The organism is Candidatus Enterococcus testudinis (assembly GCF_002140915.1).
GTDB lineage: Bacteria > Bacillota > Bacilli > Lactobacillales > Enterococcaceae > Enterococcus_D > Enterococcus_D testudinis.
In genome coordinates this window covers 210,914-232,023 of the sequence record NZ_NGKU01000001.1, presented here as the reverse complement: position 1 = coordinate 232,023, position 21,110 = coordinate 210,914, and the positions used below count along the sequence as shown (strand labels likewise).

The window sequence follows — 21,110 nt, the reverse complement described above, 5'->3', positions numbered from 1 at the left end:
TTTTTCCTCCTAGAGATCAATCTTGCGGTCTTTCCATGTCACTGATTTTTGCCGATGTGTTTGAATCGCTGACCAAGCAAAGAGCATAAGAAAGAATAAAAAATAGCATGGAAAGAAGACCAGCCAACCCGCGTGAAACGTGCCCACACGCTTTGCAAACAACAAATTTTGTCCGTAGTAACAAGCATAGATAGCAACAAAAACCGGCCATGAGTAGATCAATCCGGCAAACAGGACCATGATATTGCCAACGATCCAACCAATGATCCCGATCATTAGCCATTTATTTGTGACCTGTGCCGCGGTGGCAAAATCTTTGCTCCATCCTTGAATCAGTTGCTTCATTCCTTGCGGATACATCCGAAACGCCACAAGTGTGCGGCCACCAAACAAATGAATAGGCAGTTGGGCAGACAGAAACCGCTGGGCCAACGCAATATCATCTAAGATGCCCAATGGCATGCCTTGATGCCCCTTTACCTGCATATACGCCTGTTTGGTACACAACAGGCAAGGACCGAAAGCACCACCTGCTGGCATCTTTTCTCCTAAGATCGTAAATCGATTCAATCCAGCCATGATGACGACATTGAACACATAAGACAACTGCTCATATGTGTGTAATGCAAGATGGTAAGGTTGAACGCCCAAGAGACCTTGCCTGCCCTTCATATCAAAAGCGCGAATCAATCTTGCGAGCCCATCTTGTGCTACGAATGCTGTATCGGCATCTAGAAACAATAGCAAGTCGCCGGTAGCCGCTTGAGCCCCTTGCCAACAAGCTGCTGCTTTTCCTGGTTGATCAAGGTTCGTACTCAAAATCGCGGCTCCGTTTTGCGCTGCCACAGCTTTCGTGGGGTCTGTTGACCCGTCATCTACGAGTATCACTTGATGGATCGGATACGTTTGCCTGTGCAGCGACTGAAATAATTTCGGTAGATTCAGCGCTTCGTTTCGGGCAGGAATAATGATCGACACGCGTGTTTCTTTTACTGTCTTCACTTTAGGGATAAGCGGAAACCGACCAAAGACGATCCATCCAGCACTCCACGCCAGCAACCAGCAGACTATCCATCCATCTTTCATGATCGTCCTCCTCATTAGACAAGCCTTTTGTTTCCCTTATTCCCCTTGGACAATCATCCGACTGACTTGTTGCCCGCTTAAGGTCACCATCGGCATGCCCGCACCTGGATTGACTGTGCCACCGACAAAATAAAGGTTATCGTATTTCTCGCTGCGCTTAGGGTGCTTAAAGCCGTGATTTTTTTTGCGGTCAGACACAGTGCCATAAATCGCGCCGTGATGAGACAAATAATTGGCTTCGATATCTGCTGGTGTCCACCGGTCTTCAAAGACAATATTTTTTTGCAGATCTGTTAACCCCATTCTCTCTAGTTTCTCTAATATCCGCTGGCGAAATGCGGTGTATTCCGCTTCCATAAAGGGCGTATCCTGTAAGTAGGGGATATGGGGCAAAATTTTGATATTCTCATGTCCAGCAACCGTTTGACTTGGATCCGTTTTGTTGACATTGACCAGATAAATCGTCGGATCTTCTGGCAATTGATGGTCATGAAAGTTCTGATCAAAGTTCTGCTGCGCCGCCTCTGAAAAGAAAAAGTTATGGTGGGCCAACTGCGGATATGCTCCTTTGACCCCCAAATGCAAGACAAAGCCCGAACTGGCTGGTTCAAATTTTTTCTGCACTTTCGGTGACACTTCCGACAATAGCTGCTGATACGCCGGAATAACTTCCATATTCGATACAAAAATATCTGCGGTGACTGTCCGACCATCCGCGAGATAGGCTGTTGTGACCTGTTTGTCTTGTGTATCTAGCTTCATCACCTGTTGCCCGGTAATGAACGTCACACCGATCTCCTTGGCTAATTGCACGATGCCTTCTGCCAACCGATGCATGCCGCCAGATACATACCAAACCCCTTGGGCGTGCTGCATATAACTCATCATATTCAACACAGCCGGTGCATCATAAGGTGAAGATCCCACATATTTGCTGAAATAACCCAACATCTCTTGCATCTTCGGATTGCTCACCCGCTGATTGATTGCTTCTTGCATCGTCGAAAAATAATCAAAGCCTTTCAATGCCTTGAAAACACCATGATGGCGCAAAACATCTGTTGTCTGATCGAAACCTTCGGCAAAATACCCTTCTTTCGTCAAATCGTAAATCTCCTTGGCATACGATAAGAATGTCCGATATTCTTCTATATCTTTTGCTTTGAGGGCTGGATTTTCTTTGGCCATACGAGACAGATCTCCATACAGATCGATTTTGCTGCCATCAGGAAAGAACGAGCGCCATTCCAAAGGGAGTCGCCGGATAGAGACATAATCTTGCATCTTTCGCTGACTTTTCGTGAATAAGGCTTCAAATATGTGAGGCATCGTTAAAATAGACGGACCCAGATCAAAACCAAATCCATTCTTGTCCAAACGGTTCAACTTGCCGCCCAAATGATGATTTTTTTCCACAACTGTGACTTGATAGCCTTCTTGGGTCAATGACACCGCCGCGGATAGTCCGCCCAGGCCACCGCCAATCACGACAACACGCGTTTTTTTGTCTGTCATTCTTTGCCTCTTTCTGCCTACTTGGTTGTCTTAGGCACACACTTTATATTTTCCTTTATCCATTCTATCATGCAGAGAAGATTCTCGAACAAATCACGCTCTCTGCAGACAAAAAAAGGCGCTAGTCGTTTCACTAGACACCTTTTGTGCACTATTTCTTTCTGTTCATTGACGTCACATCTGCTCTATTATTCCGCCACCTGAATGTCTTTGGCAATTCCTGCCACATCGATTTCTCGTTGCAAAAAATCCGCATCATCGATTGGAAAATGTTGGCGAAACTCCGCAAGTTCCATCAACTCAATTTCGCCAGCAGCCAAATCAAATGCTAAGACATGACCGGCAAAACAATGATCATCACTTAGAAAATGCCAATGAAAACCAGCCGCAGCAGCACCGTGGAATAATTGCGGTGTGAAGAACCCAACGATTGTTCCAGCAATATCATCCGCTTGATATTCCGGTTGGTTGTCGATGATGTCAACAAATTTAGGATAAGGTTTGGTTTGCTTGGGTGCCACTCGGACGTGCATGTGGGAAAATACGCCCCGCATTTTGACCGCCGTAAACAAATTCGGACTTACCTGTGCCAAAATCGCTTCTTTGACCCGTTCACTGCTTGTTTCAGTATAAATCGATACGTGTTTATTGGCTGCAAAACGGGTCACTGCAGCATAGGGTGTTTTTTCGGTACCAGTTAATTGCCGTACGTCTCCAGTCTGATCCACATGGTAAATTCGCCCATCTAAAATGATTACTTCACCATCTGACCCAGCTAATGTACCAATACCTGTATCACCTTCAGCCAGTAAGCGGCCGATTTGTTCGGTTCCTTCCATCAAATCTTGCATCAAGCCGCCTAATGTGCCGTGTTGGTAAAGATAACTTTTGCTTGTTACGTTCATTAGAAATGCTCCTGTTCTTAATAAAATTGGTCTGGCAAAATCGTTTTGCCTAATGCGGCATTATCGGAATAATCCACGGGGATATCAATGATCACTGGTCCTTCCGTCGCCAATCCTTCTTCGATGGCCGCCATTAATTCTTGTTTTGTCGTTGCCCGTAAGCCTTTGGCACCAAATGCTTCAGCATATTTCACAAAATCTACTGGCCCGAAGTCGACACCTGATGCACGGTCATATTTCATTTCTTCTTGGAACTTGACCATATTATAGGCCCCATCATTCCAAATCAAATGGATGATCGATTGTTTCAAACGAACCGCTGTCTCCAATTCCTGAGCCGAAAACAAGAAACCACCGTCACCCGAAATCGAAATCACTTGTGTGTTAGGTCGAACCAATGCTGCAGAAATGGCCCAAGGCAAAGCTACACCTAAGGTTTGCATCCCATTACTGAACAACAAATGGCGCGGCTCATAGCTGCGGAAATGACGCGCCATCCAAATATAATGACTACCGACATCTACGGTTACTGTCATATCATCAGTGACTTCTTGCTGGAGGACATCAATGATTTCCAAAGGATGCACCGTTTGCGCTTGTCCTTCTTTGATTGTTGGCTTTTGGTTCAGTTTGTCTTGCAATGCACGCAAATACGTCTGTGCATCTTCTGATAATTGATAGCCAGTCATGGTTTGTGCCAATTGTTCACTGATTTTGGCGATGCTGCCCATCAATTCTACTTCTGGTTGCATAAATGGATCGATTTCCATAGGCACTTCGTCGATCACGATGACGCGGGCATCTTTTTCGGCATTCCAATTACGGGCTTCATACTCAATTGGATCATACCCAACAGCAATCACCAAATCGCTGCGTTTCAACAACATATCTCCGGGTTGATTACGAAAGAGTCCGACCCGACCAAAGAAATGGCCTTCTAATTCACGAGAAATAATCCCAGCACCTTGAAAGGTTTCAACGACTGGCAAACCGGTTTTTGCGACCAAGTGGCGAATGGCTTGCGTTTCTTTCACACCAGAAGCCCGCATCCCAAGTAGCAAAACAGGCAACTTGGCTTCATGGATACGTGCGGCCAACTTATCGATATCGGCTTGATCTGCTGGACCTAATTTTGGTGCAGATAAAGGTTGAATCGCTGCCCCTTGCGCTTGTCCATCCGTCACATCTTGCGGAATCGACAAAAAGCTAGCCCCTTTTTTGGCTGTTTTTGCAATCCGAAAGGCATTGGCAATGCTCTCCGATAATGTTTCTGGGTCTTGGACTTCACTGCTGAACTTGGTTATTGGGGCAAAGAGAGCGGCATTGTTCATACTTTGATGTGTCAACTTGGATAAGTCAGACCGTTTGACCTGACCAGCAATAGCCAATACAGGATCACCTTCTGCTGTTGCTGTGACCAATCCAGTAGCCAAATTACTGGCACCAGGGCCACTTGTTGCGATCACGACACCTGGTTCACCCGTCAAACGGCCAATGGCTTGTGCCATAAAAGCGGCATTTTGTTCATGTCTTGCCAAAATCAATTCTGGACCATGATCCACTAATACATCGAATACGCCATCGATTTTTGCACCGGGAATGCCAAAGATATAGGGTACATGATGATTTTCCAAACTTTCAACAATCAATTCTGATCCTTTTTTGCTCACTGTATTACCTCTTCTCAAAATCTGTATTAATCACAAATAAAATAATAGCACTTTTCGCTAATTTATCAACTAAAAACAATTAAATTAATCTGTATTATAAAAACAAGCGTTTTATCGATAACGGTTCCATGCTTGCCAACACAGGCATTCAAGGTCTGATTCTAAAGCACAAAAAAATCGTCGAAGACCGACGATTTTTTCGTTTTGAAAGACGATTATATTTACTGCGGTTGATTTTTTTGTTTGATCCATGTAGTGGCTAAATCCATCGCGCCACGAGCAGCGTTGGTTTGATCTAGAGCATGGACCATCACAAAATCATGAATGATGCCTTGCATCCGCACTTGTGTCATCTCAACACCAGCCTCTCGCAGATGTTGCGCATAGGCTTCTCCTTCATCTCTCAAAACATCTGCTTCACCTGTAATGATCAGAGCTGGTGGTAAATCCGCTAATTCTTCGGCACTTGCTCGTAAAGGTGCTGCTGTGCTTGTCCCGCGGTCTTCTGGATCTGTCGTATATTGATTCCAGAACCATTCCATGCCTTCTTTGGTCAAATAATACCCTTCACCGAAAGCTTCATAAGAAGGCGTATCGAAGGTGGCATCTGTTACAGGATAGAATAAAAGCTGTTGCGCGATTGGGATCCCGCCTCGGGATTTCGTCAGCAGCGCCATGACCGTGGCCATATTTCCACCAACGGAATCTCCTGCTACTGTCAAACGGCTTATATCGATCGCTTTTGTCTCCACAAAACCTGGTAATTGCTGCAAAACAGCATAGTTTTGTTCGATTGCTGTTGGATATTTGGCTTCAGGTGAACGACTGTACTCTGGAAAAATCACCAATGCGTTTGTTCGAACGGCTAGTTCTCGAATCAATTTATCGTGGGTCGCCGCACTGCCAAAGACCCATCCCGCACCATGGAGGTAATAAATGACTGGCAAAATATCATGGTTGCCTGCGGGCCGTACAAATCGAACATTGATTTTGCCCCAGTCGCCTGTGTCAATTTCTTGGTCTTCAATGTCGACTGCATACTTGTCGATCGGTGCTTCTTGCACTTTTTCTAAAAGCGCACGACCTTCTTCAGGTGGCAATTCATAGATACGTGGATGTGCTGCATTTTCCTCACTGAAATCAATGGCTGCTGGTTCTAATGATATTCTGTCTGTCATACGATTCGCTCCTTTTTCTTTATTTGCTTCTAAAACAAGCCTATCATCTACATGCTTAGAAGCAAAACAACTTGCTTTTTGTCATATTTTTTATTTTTTTCTTAGAAAGCCGTTTATTTTCATATAGCCTCTTAAATGACAAAGGTTCTCAACCGATAGTTGGAGGACGCGTGAAGGAAGACTTCCCAAAGAGAAAGGTGAACCCCGATGAATTTTACATTAGCAGGAGATCAGAACGACCATTTACTTAGAGCCATTTTCAAAGAACTCGCAGTTATCGTATTCGATACCAATAAACACGTTGTGTTCGCCAATGACATCATGGCCGATGTCCTCGGCTACTCAACGGAGGAGATCATTGGCTTACCCCACAAAACATTTTGTGACACAACTTACGCCAATAGCCAATCGTACCAAGACTTTTGGTTTCAGCTTCTCGATACCAAGAAAAGTTTTCAAGACAAAATCATCCGCAAGAATAAACAAGGGGACACATTGATTTTGGAAGGTGTCTACTTTCCGGTTCTTGATGAACATCATGAGGTGAACCATGTCGTCAAAATTGCTTTTGATATTACCCAACGGGAAACGACTTTGGCAGTAACCGTCAAGAAAGTCCAAGAAAGTGCCGCTGTATTAACACATTTATCTGATAGCGGACATCAACAAGTCGACCTGTTATCAACAAACTTGACGAAAGTCAACGCATTGTCTGATCAAAATCAACAGACCTCCCAAAGCCTAGAAGCGCAAATCGAAGAAGTTGCACATGTGCTGCAGGATATCAATCGCATCGCGCAACAAACCAAACTATTGTCCTTCAATGCCGCCATTGAAACAGCCAGAATCGGCGAACAAGCTGCGGGCTTTCGGGTGGTAACAGATGAAATGCAAAAATTGGCCGAGCAAACCAAACAACTGACCCACGGTATCGACGCAGCCCTGAAAGCAATCAATGCACAAGCACGTTTGGTGTTGGAAAGTTCCGATGCTACTAAGGATACATTGAACGCGTCCCAACAGCGCTTATTCGACGTCTTAAAATCCTACAATCAGCTTCAAGAAACTGCGGGTCTGCTGAAAGACGAAGCGCGTTTTTTGATGAAAGAAAATGAGCTGACCACGTGATTATTTTTTAAAAATTAACTGTATGACGAGTGTTGAATCACTTCTATCTCTTTGAGTGTGGTACACTGTAACTAGTTTTCTTACAGGAGGACAACCACGATGCACCCGACCATACGTTTGATTGAACCCAATGATGATCCGTTTCTCGCAGCGATCATTCGACAAAATCTTGCTGATCATCAACTAGACTTGCCAGGAACTGCCTATTTTGATCCTGAATTGGCGCATTTGAGTGCTTTTTATAACACACAGCCGCATGGCAATTATTTTACAATAGTCAATGGAACAGGTACTGTTTTAGGCGGTGGCGGTTATGCGCCATACGACGAATCCAAAAAGATCGCTGAATTGCAAAAATTTTATCTCAGTCCGCTTGCAAAAGGACTAGGTTTGAGTTATCGACTGCTTCAAAAAATTGAATCGAGTGCCAAAGAAACAGGTTATCAACAACTTTATCTTGAAACACATCATGCACTTTCGGTCGCTCTCCATGTCTATAAAAAAGCTGGCTACCAAGAAATAGATGGTCCTTTACAGACAGTACAGCATACAACGATGGATCGATTTTTTGTGAAAAGACTTTAACCACAATCTACGTGGCAAAACAGACCATTCCCTAAAGAGACAAACAAACGTTTCTGCCAATCCGTTCATATCGTTGGCAAAAACGTTTGTTTATTATGCTCTTTAAATCTGCAGCAACCATATCAACAGCACTGCTGCCACTGTCTGCACTGCCCCTATCGATAAGCCGTAATACAAAAAGCGCGGGCCTTCCTTCACAAATTTCCTAAAATCCAAACGCAACCCTATCGCAGCTAATGCCGTTGTTTCAAACCAGCCACTAATAAATTGCGCTGTCTGACTCAGCCACTGAGGCAAGGTCGTAAAACTGTTGAAGATACAAATCAGCAAGAAACCTAAGACGTACCAAGGAATCGGCAAGCCTTTATTTGGGGTACTTTGCGGATTGTTTTTGGCCATTTTCTTGAAAAGTATGACCACAACGGTTAGCAAAATAATACGCGTGATTTTGAAAAGCATCGCATATTTGACTACTTCCTCATCCAACAAGCTGGCGCCAGCCACAACTTGTCCCACGGATTGCAATGTTCCGCCTAATAAAGCACTCTTGGCCAATAAATCCTCCCCATACATGGCCAAACCAAGAAAAGGCAATGTCAACATCATGACCGTTCCCAGTAAATTGACTAATGTAATGATCTGACCTTTTTCTTCATCGTCAGCGTTGATTGCTGGTGCGATCGCCCCAATCGCTGAAGAACCGCAAACAGCGTTTCCTCCCGCCATCATCATCCCCATCGCTTGACTAAAGCCCAGTTTCTTCCCAATGAGCATCGCTGATGTGATCACGATACTCATCATCAAAACAATGAATATAAACCCTCTAACACCCATTTCACTGATGGTTTGGAACGTAACTGTAAAGCCCAATAAGACCACTGAATATTCCAATAAGCGGCTTTCGGCAAATTTGGTTCCCTGTTGATAGCTTGCTTGGTTGAAATAGGTATTGCCAAGCACAATACCCAGCAAAATAGCCAATGTTGCACCACCAATTTGTGGTACCAATAATGCCGCCAACTTGGCACTGATTGCGACAACGACTGCAAGTATCAATCCTGGAAAAAGTTGGGTGTTCACTCTATAGTTCATTCTGCTCATCCTTTCATCTGAGATTTATTATACACATATTTTCCTATTGGTTTGATTTATTGATACAATAGCATTGATAAAATATTCAAATGGAAGTGATTGCATTGTTTAAATTATTAGAGACATTCAAATTGGTTTATGAAACTCGAAACTTCTCCAAAGCTGCTGAATTGCTTTTTATTTCCCAGCCCACAGTTTCTACACAAATCAAACAGTTAGAAGCTGACCTAGATACAATACTATTCATTAGAAATGGGCGCATCACTATTACAGCGACCCCTCAAGCCGATGTGTTATACGATAAAGCACTGGATTTACTCGATGATTGGGCTACCATTAGAGAAGATATGCACGCACCTCGCCAAACCACAATACATTGTAAAATTGGCGTTTCACATACCTTTGCAATGGTGTTGATGCCGGATTTATTGATTGATTTGTCCAACGCTTTTCCACATGTCTCTTTCTCGATAAAATTGATGAACTCAGCAGAGGTGGCCCAAGCAATGAACCAGCATGAACTCGACTTGGGCATCATCGAAAAACCATTGGCCACCCCCGCATTGATTCGCACCCCGCTGATGACTGACCAACTGGTCTTAGCAGGAGATACTGCTGGTCCTTGGTTGATACGTGAAACAGCTTCTGGTGTTTATTACTACACGAAGCGTTATTTAGAAGAACAGAATATTCAAGGACCCATCATCGAAATTGCGAGTAATGCGCTGATTGTATCTATGCTAAAAAAAGGGTTTGGCTGTTCCATTGTCTCTAAAAGAGCTGCCGCTGATTTGCCTTTCCAGTCGTTAGATCCTGGATTCGAACGACACTTCTATCTCTTGCAGCGAGAGGATTCTTCCAAGACAGTAATCCATTCCTTGAAATCGTTCATCCAGCAATGGGCCTTGACGCAAAATGAATACAAAACTCGCGGTTAATCTATCCAATCGATTGCTTAATATTTCCTTACAATTACAGGTATTGCCCTTTGTCCCTATGCATTTGATTGTTTCTCCAAAAAATTGTGCTACAATGAAGGGTAGCGAAATGGGCTCTTACGTTCCCCTTAAGATAACGCATATATAACATCTAGAAAGGACATTGCCATGAACGAGCAAATCAAAAATAAATTGGCCTTGCTGCCGGATCAACCGGGTTGTTATTTGATGAAGGATAAAAACGGCAAGATTATTTATGTTGGGAAAGCCAAAATACTCAAAAACCGTGTTCGTTCGTATTTCACCGGCAGCCACGACACGAAAACGGAACGCTTGGTCCAAGAAATCCATGATTTCGAATATGTTGTGACAGAATCAAATACGGAAGCTTTGTTGCTTGAGATCAATTTGATTCAAAAAAACAAACCTAAATATAACATCATGTTAAAGGATGACAAGTCTTATCCTTTTATTAAGGTGACGAAAGAACGCTATCCGCGATTGATCATCACCCGTAAAGTATTGAAAGACGGCGCTTTATATTTCGGCCCCTATCCTGATGCCCGTGCAGCCAATGAAACCAAACGTGTGTTGGACCGTTTATTTCCATTGAGAAAGTGCGGGCCTTCCCAAAAAAGACCTTGTCTTTATTATCATTTGGGTCAATGCGTGTGTCCATACGTCCATGATACCGACCCCAAGGAATACCAAAAAATCGTTGAACAGGTCAAACACTTCTTCCATGGCGGTCATGTCGATATTTTGAAAGATCTGCAAGAAAAAATGGCTGCAGCCATAGAGACATTGTCTTTCGAGCGGGCAGCAGAACTGCGCGATCAGATCCAAGCGATCGATACGGTCATGACTCGTCAAAAAATGACGTTGACCGATTTAATGGACCGAGACGTCTTTGGCTACAGTGTCGACAAAGGCTGGATGTGTGTCCAAGTCTTCTTTATTCGCCAAGGCAAGCTGATTGAACGAGAAGTCTCACTCTTTCCTTTCTACAACGATGCAGAGGAAGATTTCTTGACCTTTGTTGGTCAATTCTATCAAAAAAATGAGCATTTTATTCCAAAAGAGGTCTTCGTCCCTCAAAATATCGAGGCCGAGCCTTTAGAAGCCTTGCTGACAACCAAAGTCTTGCAACCGCAACGAGGAGATAAGAAAAAATTGGTTGATTTGGCCACGAAAAATGCTCATATCGCGTTGGCGCAAAAGTTTGCGTTGATCGAACGAACAGAAGAACGGACCATTGGTGCAGTGGATCGTTTAGGCGAAGCAATGGGTATCTCAACACCTTATCGAATCGAGGCCTTTGACAACTCACACATTATGGGGACCGACCCAGTTTCGGCCATGGTGGTCTTTGTTGATGGCAAACCATTTAAGGATGACTATCGAAAATACAAGATTCGCACCGCACAAGGTGGCGATGATTATGGATCAATGCAAGAAGTCATCTATCGTCGCTATTCACGGGTATTGAAAGAAAATCTGCCTTTCCCTGATTTGATCGTCATTGATGGAGGGAAAGCTCAAGTAGGTGCCGCGCAAGAAGTCTTGCATGATCAGTTAGGGATCGATATTCCTGTCGCTGGTTTGGTCAAAAACAACAAACATAAAACCAGCGAACTGATTTTCGGTGAATTTTTGGACCCTATCCAGCTAGAACGTAATTCCGTCGAATTCTTTTTACTCCAAAGGATTCAAGACGAAGTCCATCGTTTTGCGATCACTTTCCATCGCCAATTACGCAGCAAAAATAGTTTCTCCTCCAAACTGGATGAGATTCCCGGCTTAGGGCCAAAACGAAAACAACAACTGATGAAGACCTTTAAGTCGCTCAAAAATATCCAAACAGCTTCTGTTGCAGATATCCAAGCTGCTGGTATTCCGCAGTCAGTGGCGGAAACGATTTTAGCCAAGTTGAATACGTAAAAAAAGCTTTATCCACATCATGTGGGTAAAGCTTTTTTTGACTGTCTTACCCTATTGTTGCGAATACTTCCTTTGTGTAAAGGTGCTAAAATGTTCAAAAACGACACGTTTCAATTTTGTTTGAAAAAATTATTGATTTTATGATTGACATTCATTCGGTACCGAACTATACTAACTTTACAATATCGTTAGGTACCGAACGATAAATTAAAGGAGTGTTCTCTATGTCTAAAACAACAGATGATTTGATGAAACAATTACGCTTTATCAGCGAAGCCGGCAACGCGTTTTTAAGTCAACGCAAACAACGATTGACTGGACAACAACGGGTGTTGGCTATCTTGGCATTAGAAGATGGCTTGGTGCAAAATCACTTGGCAGAAGTGTTGGATTTGCGTCCTAGCTCGTTGGCAGAATTATTAAAGAAAATGGAAAACAACGGCGAGATCGAACGGATCGAAACCCCCGAAGATAAACGGAGCAAACGAATTTATTTAACAGAAACTGGGCGCCAAAAAGCTGCTGCATTGACCCAACAAAAAGAAGCAGCTTCCAGCGAAACATTTTTTAATGGATTGAGCGAAGCAGAACAAGCAGACTTTGCGCAATTACTGGAAAAAATCGCTGGCGGTTGGGAAGCAGACTTTCAACAACAAGCGGAGCGCTTTGTGGATCCAATGGATCGTTTCCAAGCGATGCAAGGAATGCGGGAAGCGATGATGGAACAATGGGGTGGCAATTGGCATGAACTGAGTCACGATGAACGCCGTGCAATGAAGAAGCAAATGAAAGAAGCCATGCGCCACATGCCTTTTCAAGGACGACCTGGCATGCGTGGCGGTCAACCGTTTGGACACAACCAAGATTGTCGTCCTGGCTGGGGCGGACAACCTTTCTTTCAAGGACAACCTTCCGAATTTGACCAAAAAGCGCCCCATCGGGATACAGATCATTCTTCGCAAGATGAATGGCAAGATTTTTAACCAACTTGAGATGAAAGAAACCTTCTAACACGTATTCGTTAGAAGAGGAGGTAAACATGATGCAACAAGAAGCAAGACTGACAGAACTACCACAAGCAACGCAAACTTTTAAATTAAAAGATTTTACCCGTCTGATCGTGAGTGCCAATCCTAAAAAATCACTCTTTATTGTAGGGATGGTTTTGAGTTTGACCACCAGCGGTGCCAGTTTGATCGTCCCGCAATTGACGAAAGGATTGGTCGATAATAGCGGCGCAGCTACTTTTAACAGCCAAATGTTGGTTGTCTTGATTTTGGCATTCGCTGTACAATTAGGACTAGGCACTTTGGGCGGATTTTTGCTGCGTTATGTTGGAGAAAGTGCAGTGCAAACATTGCGAGAACGCTTATGGACACATCTTTTGCACTTGCCTGTCGGTTATTTTGATGCCCACAAGTCTGGAGAAAGCAGTTCTCGCCTCGTCAATGACACGACAGTTATCAAAGACTTGGTCACTTCTCAATTCCCAAGTTTTGTGACCGGATCGATCCAATTGGTGGGTTCGATGGCCATTCTATTTTGGATGGATTGGAAAATGGCGGCGATCATGTTCAGCGCGGTCCCTTTGATTGCTTTGATTATGCTGCCAATTGGCAAGATCATGTCAAAATTAGGGCGTCAACTCCAAGCTGCTACTGCGGATTTCAATGCCGACGCAAGTGAAAAACTCGGCGAGATTCGCTTAATCAAATCCAGTAATGGCGAACAAAGCGAACAAGAAACGGGACGTGGCTACATCAACAATATTTTCACATTAGGTGTCAAAGATGCGAAGGTGGAAGCTGTTTTACAACCGGTGATGATGACAGCAATGTTGGGGTTATTTGTCGGTATCTTAGGCTACGGTGCCGTTCGGGTACAAGCAGGTACGTTGACAAGTGGTGCATTAGTCGCTTTCTTGCTTTACTTGTTCAATATTATCGCTCCTGTAACAACCTTTGCCACATTTTTCTCACAAGTTCAAAAAGCAATGGGCGCTACGGAACGTATCCAAGAAATTTTAGAAACAGATATTGAGTCAATCCATGGTCAAGAAAAAGCCCATATCGATGGCGCCATCTTGACCGCACAACATTTAGATTTCAGCTATGATGCGACTAGACCGATTTTGACAGATATTTCCTTTGAAGCCAGACCTAACAGTGTCATCGCCTTTGCTGGGCCTAGCGGTGGCGGCAAATCAACGATTTTTGCTTTGCTGGAACGCTTCTACGAACCCACGACTGGGGAAATCCGCATTGGAGAGCAGTCGATTACAGCAATCGACTTGCAAGACTGGCGCAGCCAAATTGGTTATGTATCACAAGACAGTGCCGTATTTGCTGGCACGATTCGCGACAACTTGCAATATGGTTTACAGCAACGCTTGTCTGACGACAAATTATGGCACGGCCTATCTTTGGCTTATGCAGACCAATTTGTCGCTGATTTTCCGCAACAGCTGGACACTGAAATCGGCGAACGCGGTGTCAAACTATCTGGTGGTCAAAAACAACGCATTGCGATTGCACGGGCCTTTTTAAGAAACCCTAAAATTTTGATGTTAGATGAAGCAACGGCGAGTCTTGACTCACAATCTGAAGAAAAAGTCCAACGGGCCTTGGATCAGCTTATGACTGGTCGGACAACGTTGGTGATTGCCCATCGCTTATCTACGATCGTTGATGCAGACCAAATCTACTTCATTGAACAAGGTCGAGTCACGGGTCAAGGCAGTCATGCAGAATTGATTGCCTCTCATCCCCTTTATGCAACCTACGTCAACGAACAAATGGTCCAATAACACCTCATTGGCACGGTTTACAACGTTTCATATCTTTCCATGGTGCACGCTCTATTGCTGACGATAGGGCGTGCGTCTTTTTACTGCTTCTCCTTCATTCTCTGTTCCTCCATCGTGGAGTTGATGCAACAGACGTTGGTTCTCCAGTTTTAGATAATCCCGCTCATTGGTTGTTTGCGCCAGTTTACTTTGATAAATCAGTATCGCCTGTTGATACGTTTGATCCAATGTGTGATTTTCTGCTTCTATTTTGGCGAGTTTGTTGGTCAACTCTAGATTGAGTGCTTCATATTTTTTATATAGTTTCTGGGCATTATCAATATTGGTTTGTTCCAGAGAAGCTTTACTCGATATCTTGGCCGCAAAGAATGTCACCAGTCCCGTGATAAGTGCTGGAATAATGACCGTGTAAACCGATGTTTCCATATCCCTACCCCCCTTTGATACAAAATGTATCTCTATAAAGGTAGTATAAAAGATACGAATCGTATCGTCAACAGATACAGCTATTTTCTGTATCTTTTTACGCCAAAGGGATACATTTCATATCAGATATGGTATACTAACAAAAAAAGGAGGCGTTGATGTATGCTAGGCGCACGTCTTAAGGCATTACGCTTGCGGTCCAATCAAACGCAACAACAGATTGCCGCGCAACTAGGCATTAGTCGCGGTGCCTATTCTCATTTCGAAAATGACCGAAATGAACCTGATGGCACAACGATTGTGAAATTAGCTGAGCTTTTCCACGTATCGACAGATTTTCTCTTGGGGCGACCTGATCAGCAGTTTCAGCCGCAGTCAGTTAAAGCACAAACAGTGGCTGCCCACATTGATGAAGATGTGACTGATGAGCAAATGGATGATATCGTTAGCTATATCGAATTTATCAAACAACGCCACAGCAAAAGGAATGATGTACATGGATAAAGTGGAAGAATTGATGGCCGCTTATCCAGATTTGGCTTTTGTCTTTGACAAAAACATGCCTGCTGGACAACAAGGGTTGTATATTGACCACCACGTCTACCTCAATCCTGATCAATCACAAGAAGAGTTGTTGCGGACGATGGGCGAAGAAATTGGTCATTATTTGACCAGCGCAGGAGACATTACCGCACAAGATACCAATGAAAAGCGGAAGCAAGAACACAAAGCCCGCGCAATTGGGTCTGCCATTGTTGTTTCTCCTTATGATATCATTCGTTGCTTCGAAGAAGGCTGCACAACATTAATCGACTGCGCTGCTTTTTTAGCAGTGCCGCCACAAACCCTAAAAGACGCGGTCACTTACTATGCCCGCCGTTTTGACGGCATCAAAACAGAAGACAATTATACGCTGTTTTTCCATATTGATGGAACGATTGAAGTGGTCAAGACTTTTTAGTCCAAACGTTGATGGAAGGGAGAACAATGACCGATTTACTATTTCGTCCTCAGACACCTACAACTCCAGATGCCCAGTTGCTTTTAGCCGAATTGTCTGCAGCTTTGACCAACATCACTGGCGATAACGGTATGCGACACTTCCATGCAGCAAGAATGAATGAGCCTGGCAGTTATTTCGTCGTTGCTTATCACGAACAACAACCTACTGCTTGCGGTTCCTTCCAAAAGATTGATATTGGAACCGCTGAGTTGAAACGTATTTATACTCGACCGAATACATCAGGTATCGGCAGCAAGCTGTTGCGTCATCTTGAACTGACTGCTAGAAGTGAAGGCTATCAACGATTGATCTGTGAGACACGCAAAATCAACACTGCTGCAGTGACTTTCTATTTAAAAAATGACTATCAGATCATCCGTAATTATGGCCATTATCAAGGTAGAGCTGACGCTGTTTGTTTTGCTAAGACTCTTTGAGAATATCGTAAAAAGGATAAAAATATTGTCGGATTCGAAACAAAACAGTCCTTATGATAACCACACCTTTTACATTTGTTGCGCTTATTCATGATTGTATGACATTAATTACCAAGAAATTCGTCTTTTTCTCTGATATTCTTAATTATGGACATTTGGTTTTCCTCCTATTAAAAATATATTTGCTGCCAATAAACTTTCTCCTTTTCCAAGTTTATTGGCAGCAAATTTCTAAATAAGTTGAATATCTTCAGAATCAAGAACACTATCGTAGGTAAGAAAACTTTCAATACTACAATCAAAACAGAGTCCTAATTTAACCAAATTAGGTAAATGGGGTATAAGATACCTTTTTCACATCTTGATATAGCAGCTTCTGTTACACCAAATTTTTTTCTACTTCCTTTTGTGTCATTTCGTGATCTATTCTTCTCTTGATTATATTATCACCTATTCTTAATTTCACATCTCTTATCCTCATCTCTATCTTTTACTACATGTGTGTCAAAATGATACAGCATTCATAATTAAACATTATTATTAGCATAAACACCTAGGATTATAATCAGCTAAATCTAATACTTCAAATTCACCATATTTGAAGAAAGAACTAATGTCACCGTGGTATACAAAAACGACAGATACCTTCTTCTCTTGAATAAAATCGATTATACGTTGCAATATTTCCCTATCTAAATTTGCTATAGCCTCATCGATTAACAAAACATCAGGATTGCTGAGAAACGCGCGTATCAATTTTATTTTCTGCAATTGACCGCTACTCAAGGTGATATTAAACGGACTCACTACCGTATCTAAGGACAAGTCGAATTTTAACAAATCAACTAAATATGAGATATCTGTTTCCTGATAATGTGACAAACCCTTGGTCATATTTTTCTGAATTGTGCCTTCGAACAAAAAGTTTTCTTGTGGTACATAAACTATATTGAGATCTTTCCGTATTTCTACACAACCTGAAAAATTATCAAAATAATTTATAAGAGTTTTTAAAACAATTGATTTTCCAACACCGTTTGGTCCCACGATTTGGATTATTTTATTTTTAAAAATAGAAAAAGAAAGAGGTGATCCTAGTAACGGTTCCTCTCCTATATACGGAATAACATTGCGAACTCTTACTTGTTGATTGTCAGGTAACATTGTTTCAGAGTAGAGTCCTGTATTAATATTTTTATTTAAGTAATTTGCAGTCTCAATCCTTTCAATTGACGCTTTCATTTGTGAAAACATAGGTAGAATATTGAGTGTTTTTCCCAAAGGTGAAAATAACAACGATATATAGCTATTAAACGCGATTAAGGTTCCCAAGCTCAGTTGCTTTTGTATTACCATAAAACTACCAATAAACAAGACTATCAAAGGACTTACTACTGAGATTAATCCAGAAATATTTCCAAAAAATGACAATATTGTGTTGGCTTTGACATTTGAATTTTTTACTTTTTGTGTAGCTGCTTGGAAACGTTCCTTTTCTGTATTATTTAATTTATAAAGATCAATTAACAGTTTATTTCGAACATAGCTGTTCAAAAATTCGATTAATTTATCACGATTTCCTTGTAGTTCCTTTGATAAAACATATACTTTTTTTGATGTCATATAAGAGACTAACAAATATAGTGGAACAATCACCAAAGAAATAATTGTTAATTTTGTATTCAATTGCAATAGAATCGCCGCATACAAAAAGATCAAAAGCAAGTTAGGAAAGCCGTTTAATATTATTGATAGGAGTTGATTGCCAACCAATTCACAGTCACTAGTAATTGTGTTGATAAATAATCCATTATCATCAGCATTGTCTTTGCGTTCCAGAAATTTTTCACTTATATCTTGCCGAAGATCATAAATTATTAATTGGGTCCAAAGAGAGCAGTAGTAGCTCACACCAATGTTTAGAGGGATTTGAACTAAAATGAGAATTATCGCAATCACTATTACATCCCTTAGTTTACTTAAATCGTGTTGTAACAAAACATCGTCAATTATATATTTTGTAAAATATGGAAAAATTGAACTAAGGACTATTTGAAAAATAATTAATGCAATCAAAATGCCTAGAGTAAATCTATGTTGAAGTAACATTTCCCTTAAGCTGACCTTCATCATTTACCCCTTATATTGTGTTTTTTCTTTCAAGAAATTTGTTACTATAATATTCAAAAATTATCGCGAGGATTTAATATGCTCGCGATAATTCTAAATTAAAATGAGTCGTAATACTTCTCACTTCAATCTCGTATTCCTTTCAAGTATGACGATAATTTTATTTTACTCACAAACCTTTTTTGAACATCTTCTATTATTTCTGTATAATTTTCTTTAATTACTTTTTGAACTTTTGGATTATTGAAAATATACGCACACGTTTGACAGAAATGCACAAATTTAACACTTTCAATTGTGGGATCCCATTGTTTTGCTTTTTGTAAAATTGTGATCGGTCCATCCACATATAGCCATTGCTTCATAAAGTCTTCTTTTTGTTGGTTATATAAGTTTCTAAGTGAGTTTTGCTCTGTAGTAACTTTCCCCAACTGTAATTCACTTATATGCTCGACCGCCAACCCACAGCAAGAAAGAGCTTGATTTTTGGGATCTACATTGATCATTTGATACAAACTATCACAGCCATTTTCTATTTCCGGCATAGGTGGTGTGTCGTAATCATAAGAATATTTTTTATCTTTATGGAAAGACACCCAGACAGTAGAAGCTGCCCTAAACAAGCTCCTATCATAATCGGTCTTCTCCAACTCGGTATATAACTCATGTTTATAGACATCGTCCACTTTAAAAGTTGAGTTACTTGTACTCTCCACTGTAACAAAAGCTAGTATCCCAAGTTCTACTGCACTAATAGCAGCTGTCAATGCTCTCTCTACTGGAATGTATTCTTGGTGATTATCTCCTGTTGAAACATTAAGCTCAATTAATCCTCTATCAATCAAAGGTTTCAATTTGGCTTTAGCTACGTCTTTATTTCTAGCCCAGAATCCATTTGAAACTATTCTTGAACGCAATCCCATTTTATGAGCATATTCCAGAGAAAAAAGCAATAAATTGTAGTTTAGAAAAGCTTCTCCGCCTGTCCAAACAATAAAATTAACAGACTCCATTTCCGATGTTTGATCAATCACATTCTTTATATTCTCTTTTGTAAGAGCAAAAGGATTTTTGGGCCCGCATTCAAAACAGCATTCCTCACACATTGCATTACATTTAAAAGTTAACAATATTCCTGCTGAATTAGGGTAGTAATCTCTAACAAGGGCTATATCCGACGATGCTATCTTCACTATTATCTACATCCTTCTCGACTATTCTATAGGTTCCATTTTCCAACTTTTGGAAAAAGCCATATGCTTCATTACCAAAATCCACACCTCCAAATTTTGCAGCTAAAAGAGCACAACTCTTATAGATAGAATTTTTCAATTCAATTTCTACTCTCTGATTTTCTTCCTCTGGCTTTCTTATCACAAGCGCGATAGCTGCTGCAACTGCAACAGTTATTCCAGCTACAACTACTGCAGCTGCACTTCCAACTATTGTATGTCCAGCAACATAGGTTTGCACAGATACAAAAGAATTTACATTGTACCATCCTCTGGAATCATCATTATAATCAGCAGTATTTTGAGGCATTAGTATTTTCTTCTCAATCAAATATCCAACCAACTTTTCAATTTCTCTTGATTTACAGATATCAGACAAACGATTATCCTCAAAAGCCTCTAGTAACAACTGATTTATATCTTTAGTATTATTATTTATCCTCTCTTTCTCACCAATGACAGACTGAATCAATACTGTCTCTTATACACATCTAGATGTGTATAAGAGACAGCAATAAAACATCATACTTAATTCCTCGACAATATTTTCATAGATTTCATTCATACTTTTTATCGAATTTTTCCCGACCATTAGTGATTTAATATGTTTGCAAACCATTATAATACTTTTAGCATTGCAGCAAAAATCCGCTCCCTAACCTCTATAAATGCAAGCGCCTTTTTTAAGCTAGTCGCGACTGCCAGCATATGAGTTGGATAGCAACTTGCTAGCTATCTTCTTTGTCTTTCTCACCCAACCAGTGAGAAAATAGCTCAATGATTAGGTCAACAATATTTTGGGGGACAACCAACAATAGATAATGCATAAATACTACAGACACCTCATTTGGAAGCAATCTGCCTATTCTATTATATCAAAACCATATTTACTATTATTATTCTTCATAAAATAAACTTCAGCTGCACCAAAAAACTTATATCTAGCTAATTTTGATACTCAATTGTATACCCTTTTTTATTCTTTCAGTCTATGCTTGATTTTATCTAATACTTCAATGTATGTTCAATGATTAGAAT

Annotated in this window: 19 protein-coding genes; 9 read left to right on the top strand and 10 right to left on the bottom strand. The window is 41.4% G+C overall.

What is annotated here, in order from left to right:
- Positions 1 to 9: 9 nt before the first annotated feature.
- The 5 genes from A5886_RS01140 to A5886_RS01120 all read right to left on the bottom strand — a co-directional run bounded on the left by A5886_RS01140 (position 10) and on the right by A5886_RS01120 (position 6,354).
- Positions 10 to 1,086, bottom strand: a complete 1,077-nt coding sequence (locus A5886_RS01140; RefSeq protein ID WP_086273254.1) for a glycosyltransferase family 2 protein — start codon at positions 1,084 to 1,086, stop codon at positions 10 to 12.
- Between the two features lie 36 nt (positions 1,087 to 1,122).
- Positions 1,123 to 2,601: a phytoene desaturase family protein gene (locus A5886_RS01135; protein ID WP_086273253.1), complete on the bottom strand. Its 1,479-nt coding sequence runs from the start codon at positions 2,599 to 2,601 to the stop codon at positions 1,123 to 1,125.
- A 188-nt stretch (positions 2,602 to 2,789) separates the two neighbouring features.
- Positions 2,790 to 3,506, bottom strand: coding sequence for an acetolactate decarboxylase (budA, locus tag A5886_RS01130; RefSeq protein WP_086273252.1), 717 nt, complete (start codon positions 3,504 to 3,506; stop codon positions 2,790 to 2,792).
- 17 nt (positions 3,507 to 3,523) lie between these two features.
- Positions 3,524 to 5,176 carry an acetolactate synthase AlsS gene (alsS, locus tag A5886_RS01125; RefSeq protein WP_086273251.1) on the bottom strand — a complete coding sequence of 551 codons (1,653 nt, stop codon included), beginning with the start codon at positions 5,174 to 5,176 and terminating at the stop codon, positions 3,524 to 3,526.
- 221 nt (positions 5,177 to 5,397) lie between these two features.
- Positions 5,398 to 6,354, bottom strand: a complete 957-nt coding sequence (locus A5886_RS01120; RefSeq protein WP_086273250.1) for an alpha/beta hydrolase — start codon at positions 6,352 to 6,354, stop codon at positions 5,398 to 5,400.
- 207 nt (positions 6,355 to 6,561) lie between these two features.
- Here A5886_RS01120 and A5886_RS01115 point away from each other — a divergent pair, with 207 nt between their 5' ends.
- Both A5886_RS01115 and A5886_RS01110 read left to right on the top strand, forming a co-directional pair.
- Positions 6,562 to 7,482: a methyl-accepting chemotaxis protein gene (locus tag A5886_RS01115; RefSeq protein WP_086273249.1), complete on the top strand. Its 921-nt coding sequence runs from the start codon at positions 6,562 to 6,564 to the stop codon at positions 7,480 to 7,482.
- 99 nt (positions 7,483 to 7,581) lie between these two features.
- Positions 7,582 to 8,067, top strand: a complete 486-nt coding sequence (locus A5886_RS01110; protein WP_086273248.1) for a GNAT family N-acetyltransferase — start codon at positions 7,582 to 7,584, stop codon at positions 8,065 to 8,067.
- Between the two features lie 102 nt (positions 8,068 to 8,169).
- Here A5886_RS01110 and A5886_RS01105 read toward each other — a convergent pair whose 3' ends face one another.
- Positions 8,170 to 9,168: a YeiH family protein gene (locus A5886_RS01105; RefSeq protein ID WP_086273247.1), complete on the bottom strand. Its 999-nt coding sequence runs from the start codon at positions 9,166 to 9,168 to the stop codon at positions 8,170 to 8,172.
- Between the two features lie 80 nt (positions 9,169 to 9,248).
- On the opposite strand from A5886_RS01105, the gene A5886_RS01100 reads away from it, so the two are divergent.
- From A5886_RS01100 to A5886_RS01085, 4 genes are all read left to right on the top strand, one after another.
- Positions 9,249 to 10,097 carry a LysR substrate-binding domain-containing protein gene (locus tag A5886_RS01100; RefSeq protein ID WP_086273246.1) on the top strand — a complete coding sequence of 283 codons (849 nt, stop codon included), beginning with the start codon at positions 9,249 to 9,251 and terminating at the stop codon, positions 10,095 to 10,097.
- 168 nt (positions 10,098 to 10,265) lie between these two features.
- Positions 10,266 to 12,038: an excinuclease ABC subunit UvrC gene (gene uvrC, locus A5886_RS01095; protein ID WP_086273245.1), complete on the top strand. Its 1,773-nt coding sequence runs from the start codon at positions 10,266 to 10,268 to the stop codon at positions 12,036 to 12,038.
- Between the two features lie 224 nt (positions 12,039 to 12,262).
- On the top strand, positions 12,263 to 13,021 hold the full coding sequence (locus tag A5886_RS01090) for a MarR family winged helix-turn-helix transcriptional regulator (protein ID WP_086273244.1): 759 nt from the start codon (positions 12,263 to 12,265) through the stop codon (positions 13,019 to 13,021).
- A 59-nt stretch (positions 13,022 to 13,080) separates the two neighbouring features.
- Complete coding sequence (locus A5886_RS01085) at positions 13,081 to 14,844, top strand: ABC transporter ATP-binding protein (protein WP_086273243.1); 1,764 nt, start codon at positions 13,081 to 13,083, stop codon at positions 14,842 to 14,844.
- A gap of 51 nt (positions 14,845 to 14,895) precedes the next feature.
- Here A5886_RS01085 and A5886_RS01080 read toward each other — a convergent pair whose 3' ends face one another.
- Positions 14,896 to 15,270 carry a hypothetical protein gene (locus tag A5886_RS01080; RefSeq protein WP_086273242.1) on the bottom strand — a complete coding sequence of 125 codons (375 nt, stop codon included), beginning with the start codon at positions 15,268 to 15,270 and terminating at the stop codon, positions 14,896 to 14,898.
- Positions 15,271 to 15,432: 162 nt separating this feature from the next.
- Here A5886_RS01080 and A5886_RS01075 point away from each other — a divergent pair, with 162 nt between their 5' ends.
- The 3 genes from A5886_RS01075 to A5886_RS01065 are packed head-to-tail and all read left to right on the top strand — an operon-like array spanning position 15,433 to position 16,710.
- Positions 15,433 to 15,774, top strand: coding sequence for a helix-turn-helix domain-containing protein (locus tag A5886_RS01075; protein WP_086273241.1), 342 nt, complete (start codon positions 15,433 to 15,435; stop codon positions 15,772 to 15,774).
- A complete protein-coding gene (locus A5886_RS01070; protein ID WP_086273240.1) occupies positions 15,767 to 16,231 on the top strand; it encodes an ImmA/IrrE family metallo-endopeptidase in 465 nt (154 codons plus the stop codon). Before A5886_RS01075 ends, A5886_RS01070 begins: the two co-directional genes overlap by 8 nt.
- A gap of 26 nt (positions 16,232 to 16,257) precedes the next feature.
- A complete protein-coding gene (locus tag A5886_RS01065) occupies positions 16,258 to 16,710 on the top strand; it encodes a GNAT family N-acetyltransferase (protein WP_179189946.1) in 453 nt (150 codons plus the stop codon).
- Between the two features lie 540 nt (positions 16,711 to 17,250).
- Here the strand turns inward: A5886_RS01065 and A5886_RS01060 are convergent.
- The 3 genes from A5886_RS01060 to A5886_RS01050 all read right to left on the bottom strand — a co-directional run bounded on the left by A5886_RS01060 (position 17,251) and on the right by A5886_RS01050 (position 20,544).
- Entirely contained in the window at positions 17,251 to 18,840 is a 1,590-nt protein-coding gene (locus tag A5886_RS01060) for an ABC transporter transmembrane domain-containing protein (RefSeq protein ID WP_179189945.1), read from the bottom strand.
- 125 nt (positions 18,841 to 18,965) lie between these two features.
- Entirely contained in the window at positions 18,966 to 20,033 is a 1,068-nt protein-coding gene (locus A5886_RS01055) for a radical SAM protein (RefSeq protein WP_086273237.1), read from the bottom strand.
- Positions 19,999 to 20,544, bottom strand: a complete 546-nt coding sequence (locus A5886_RS01050; protein ID WP_086273236.1) for a hypothetical protein — start codon at positions 20,542 to 20,544, stop codon at positions 19,999 to 20,001. Before A5886_RS01050 ends, A5886_RS01055 begins: the two co-directional genes overlap by 35 nt.
- Positions 20,545 to 21,110 lie beyond the last annotated feature (566 nt).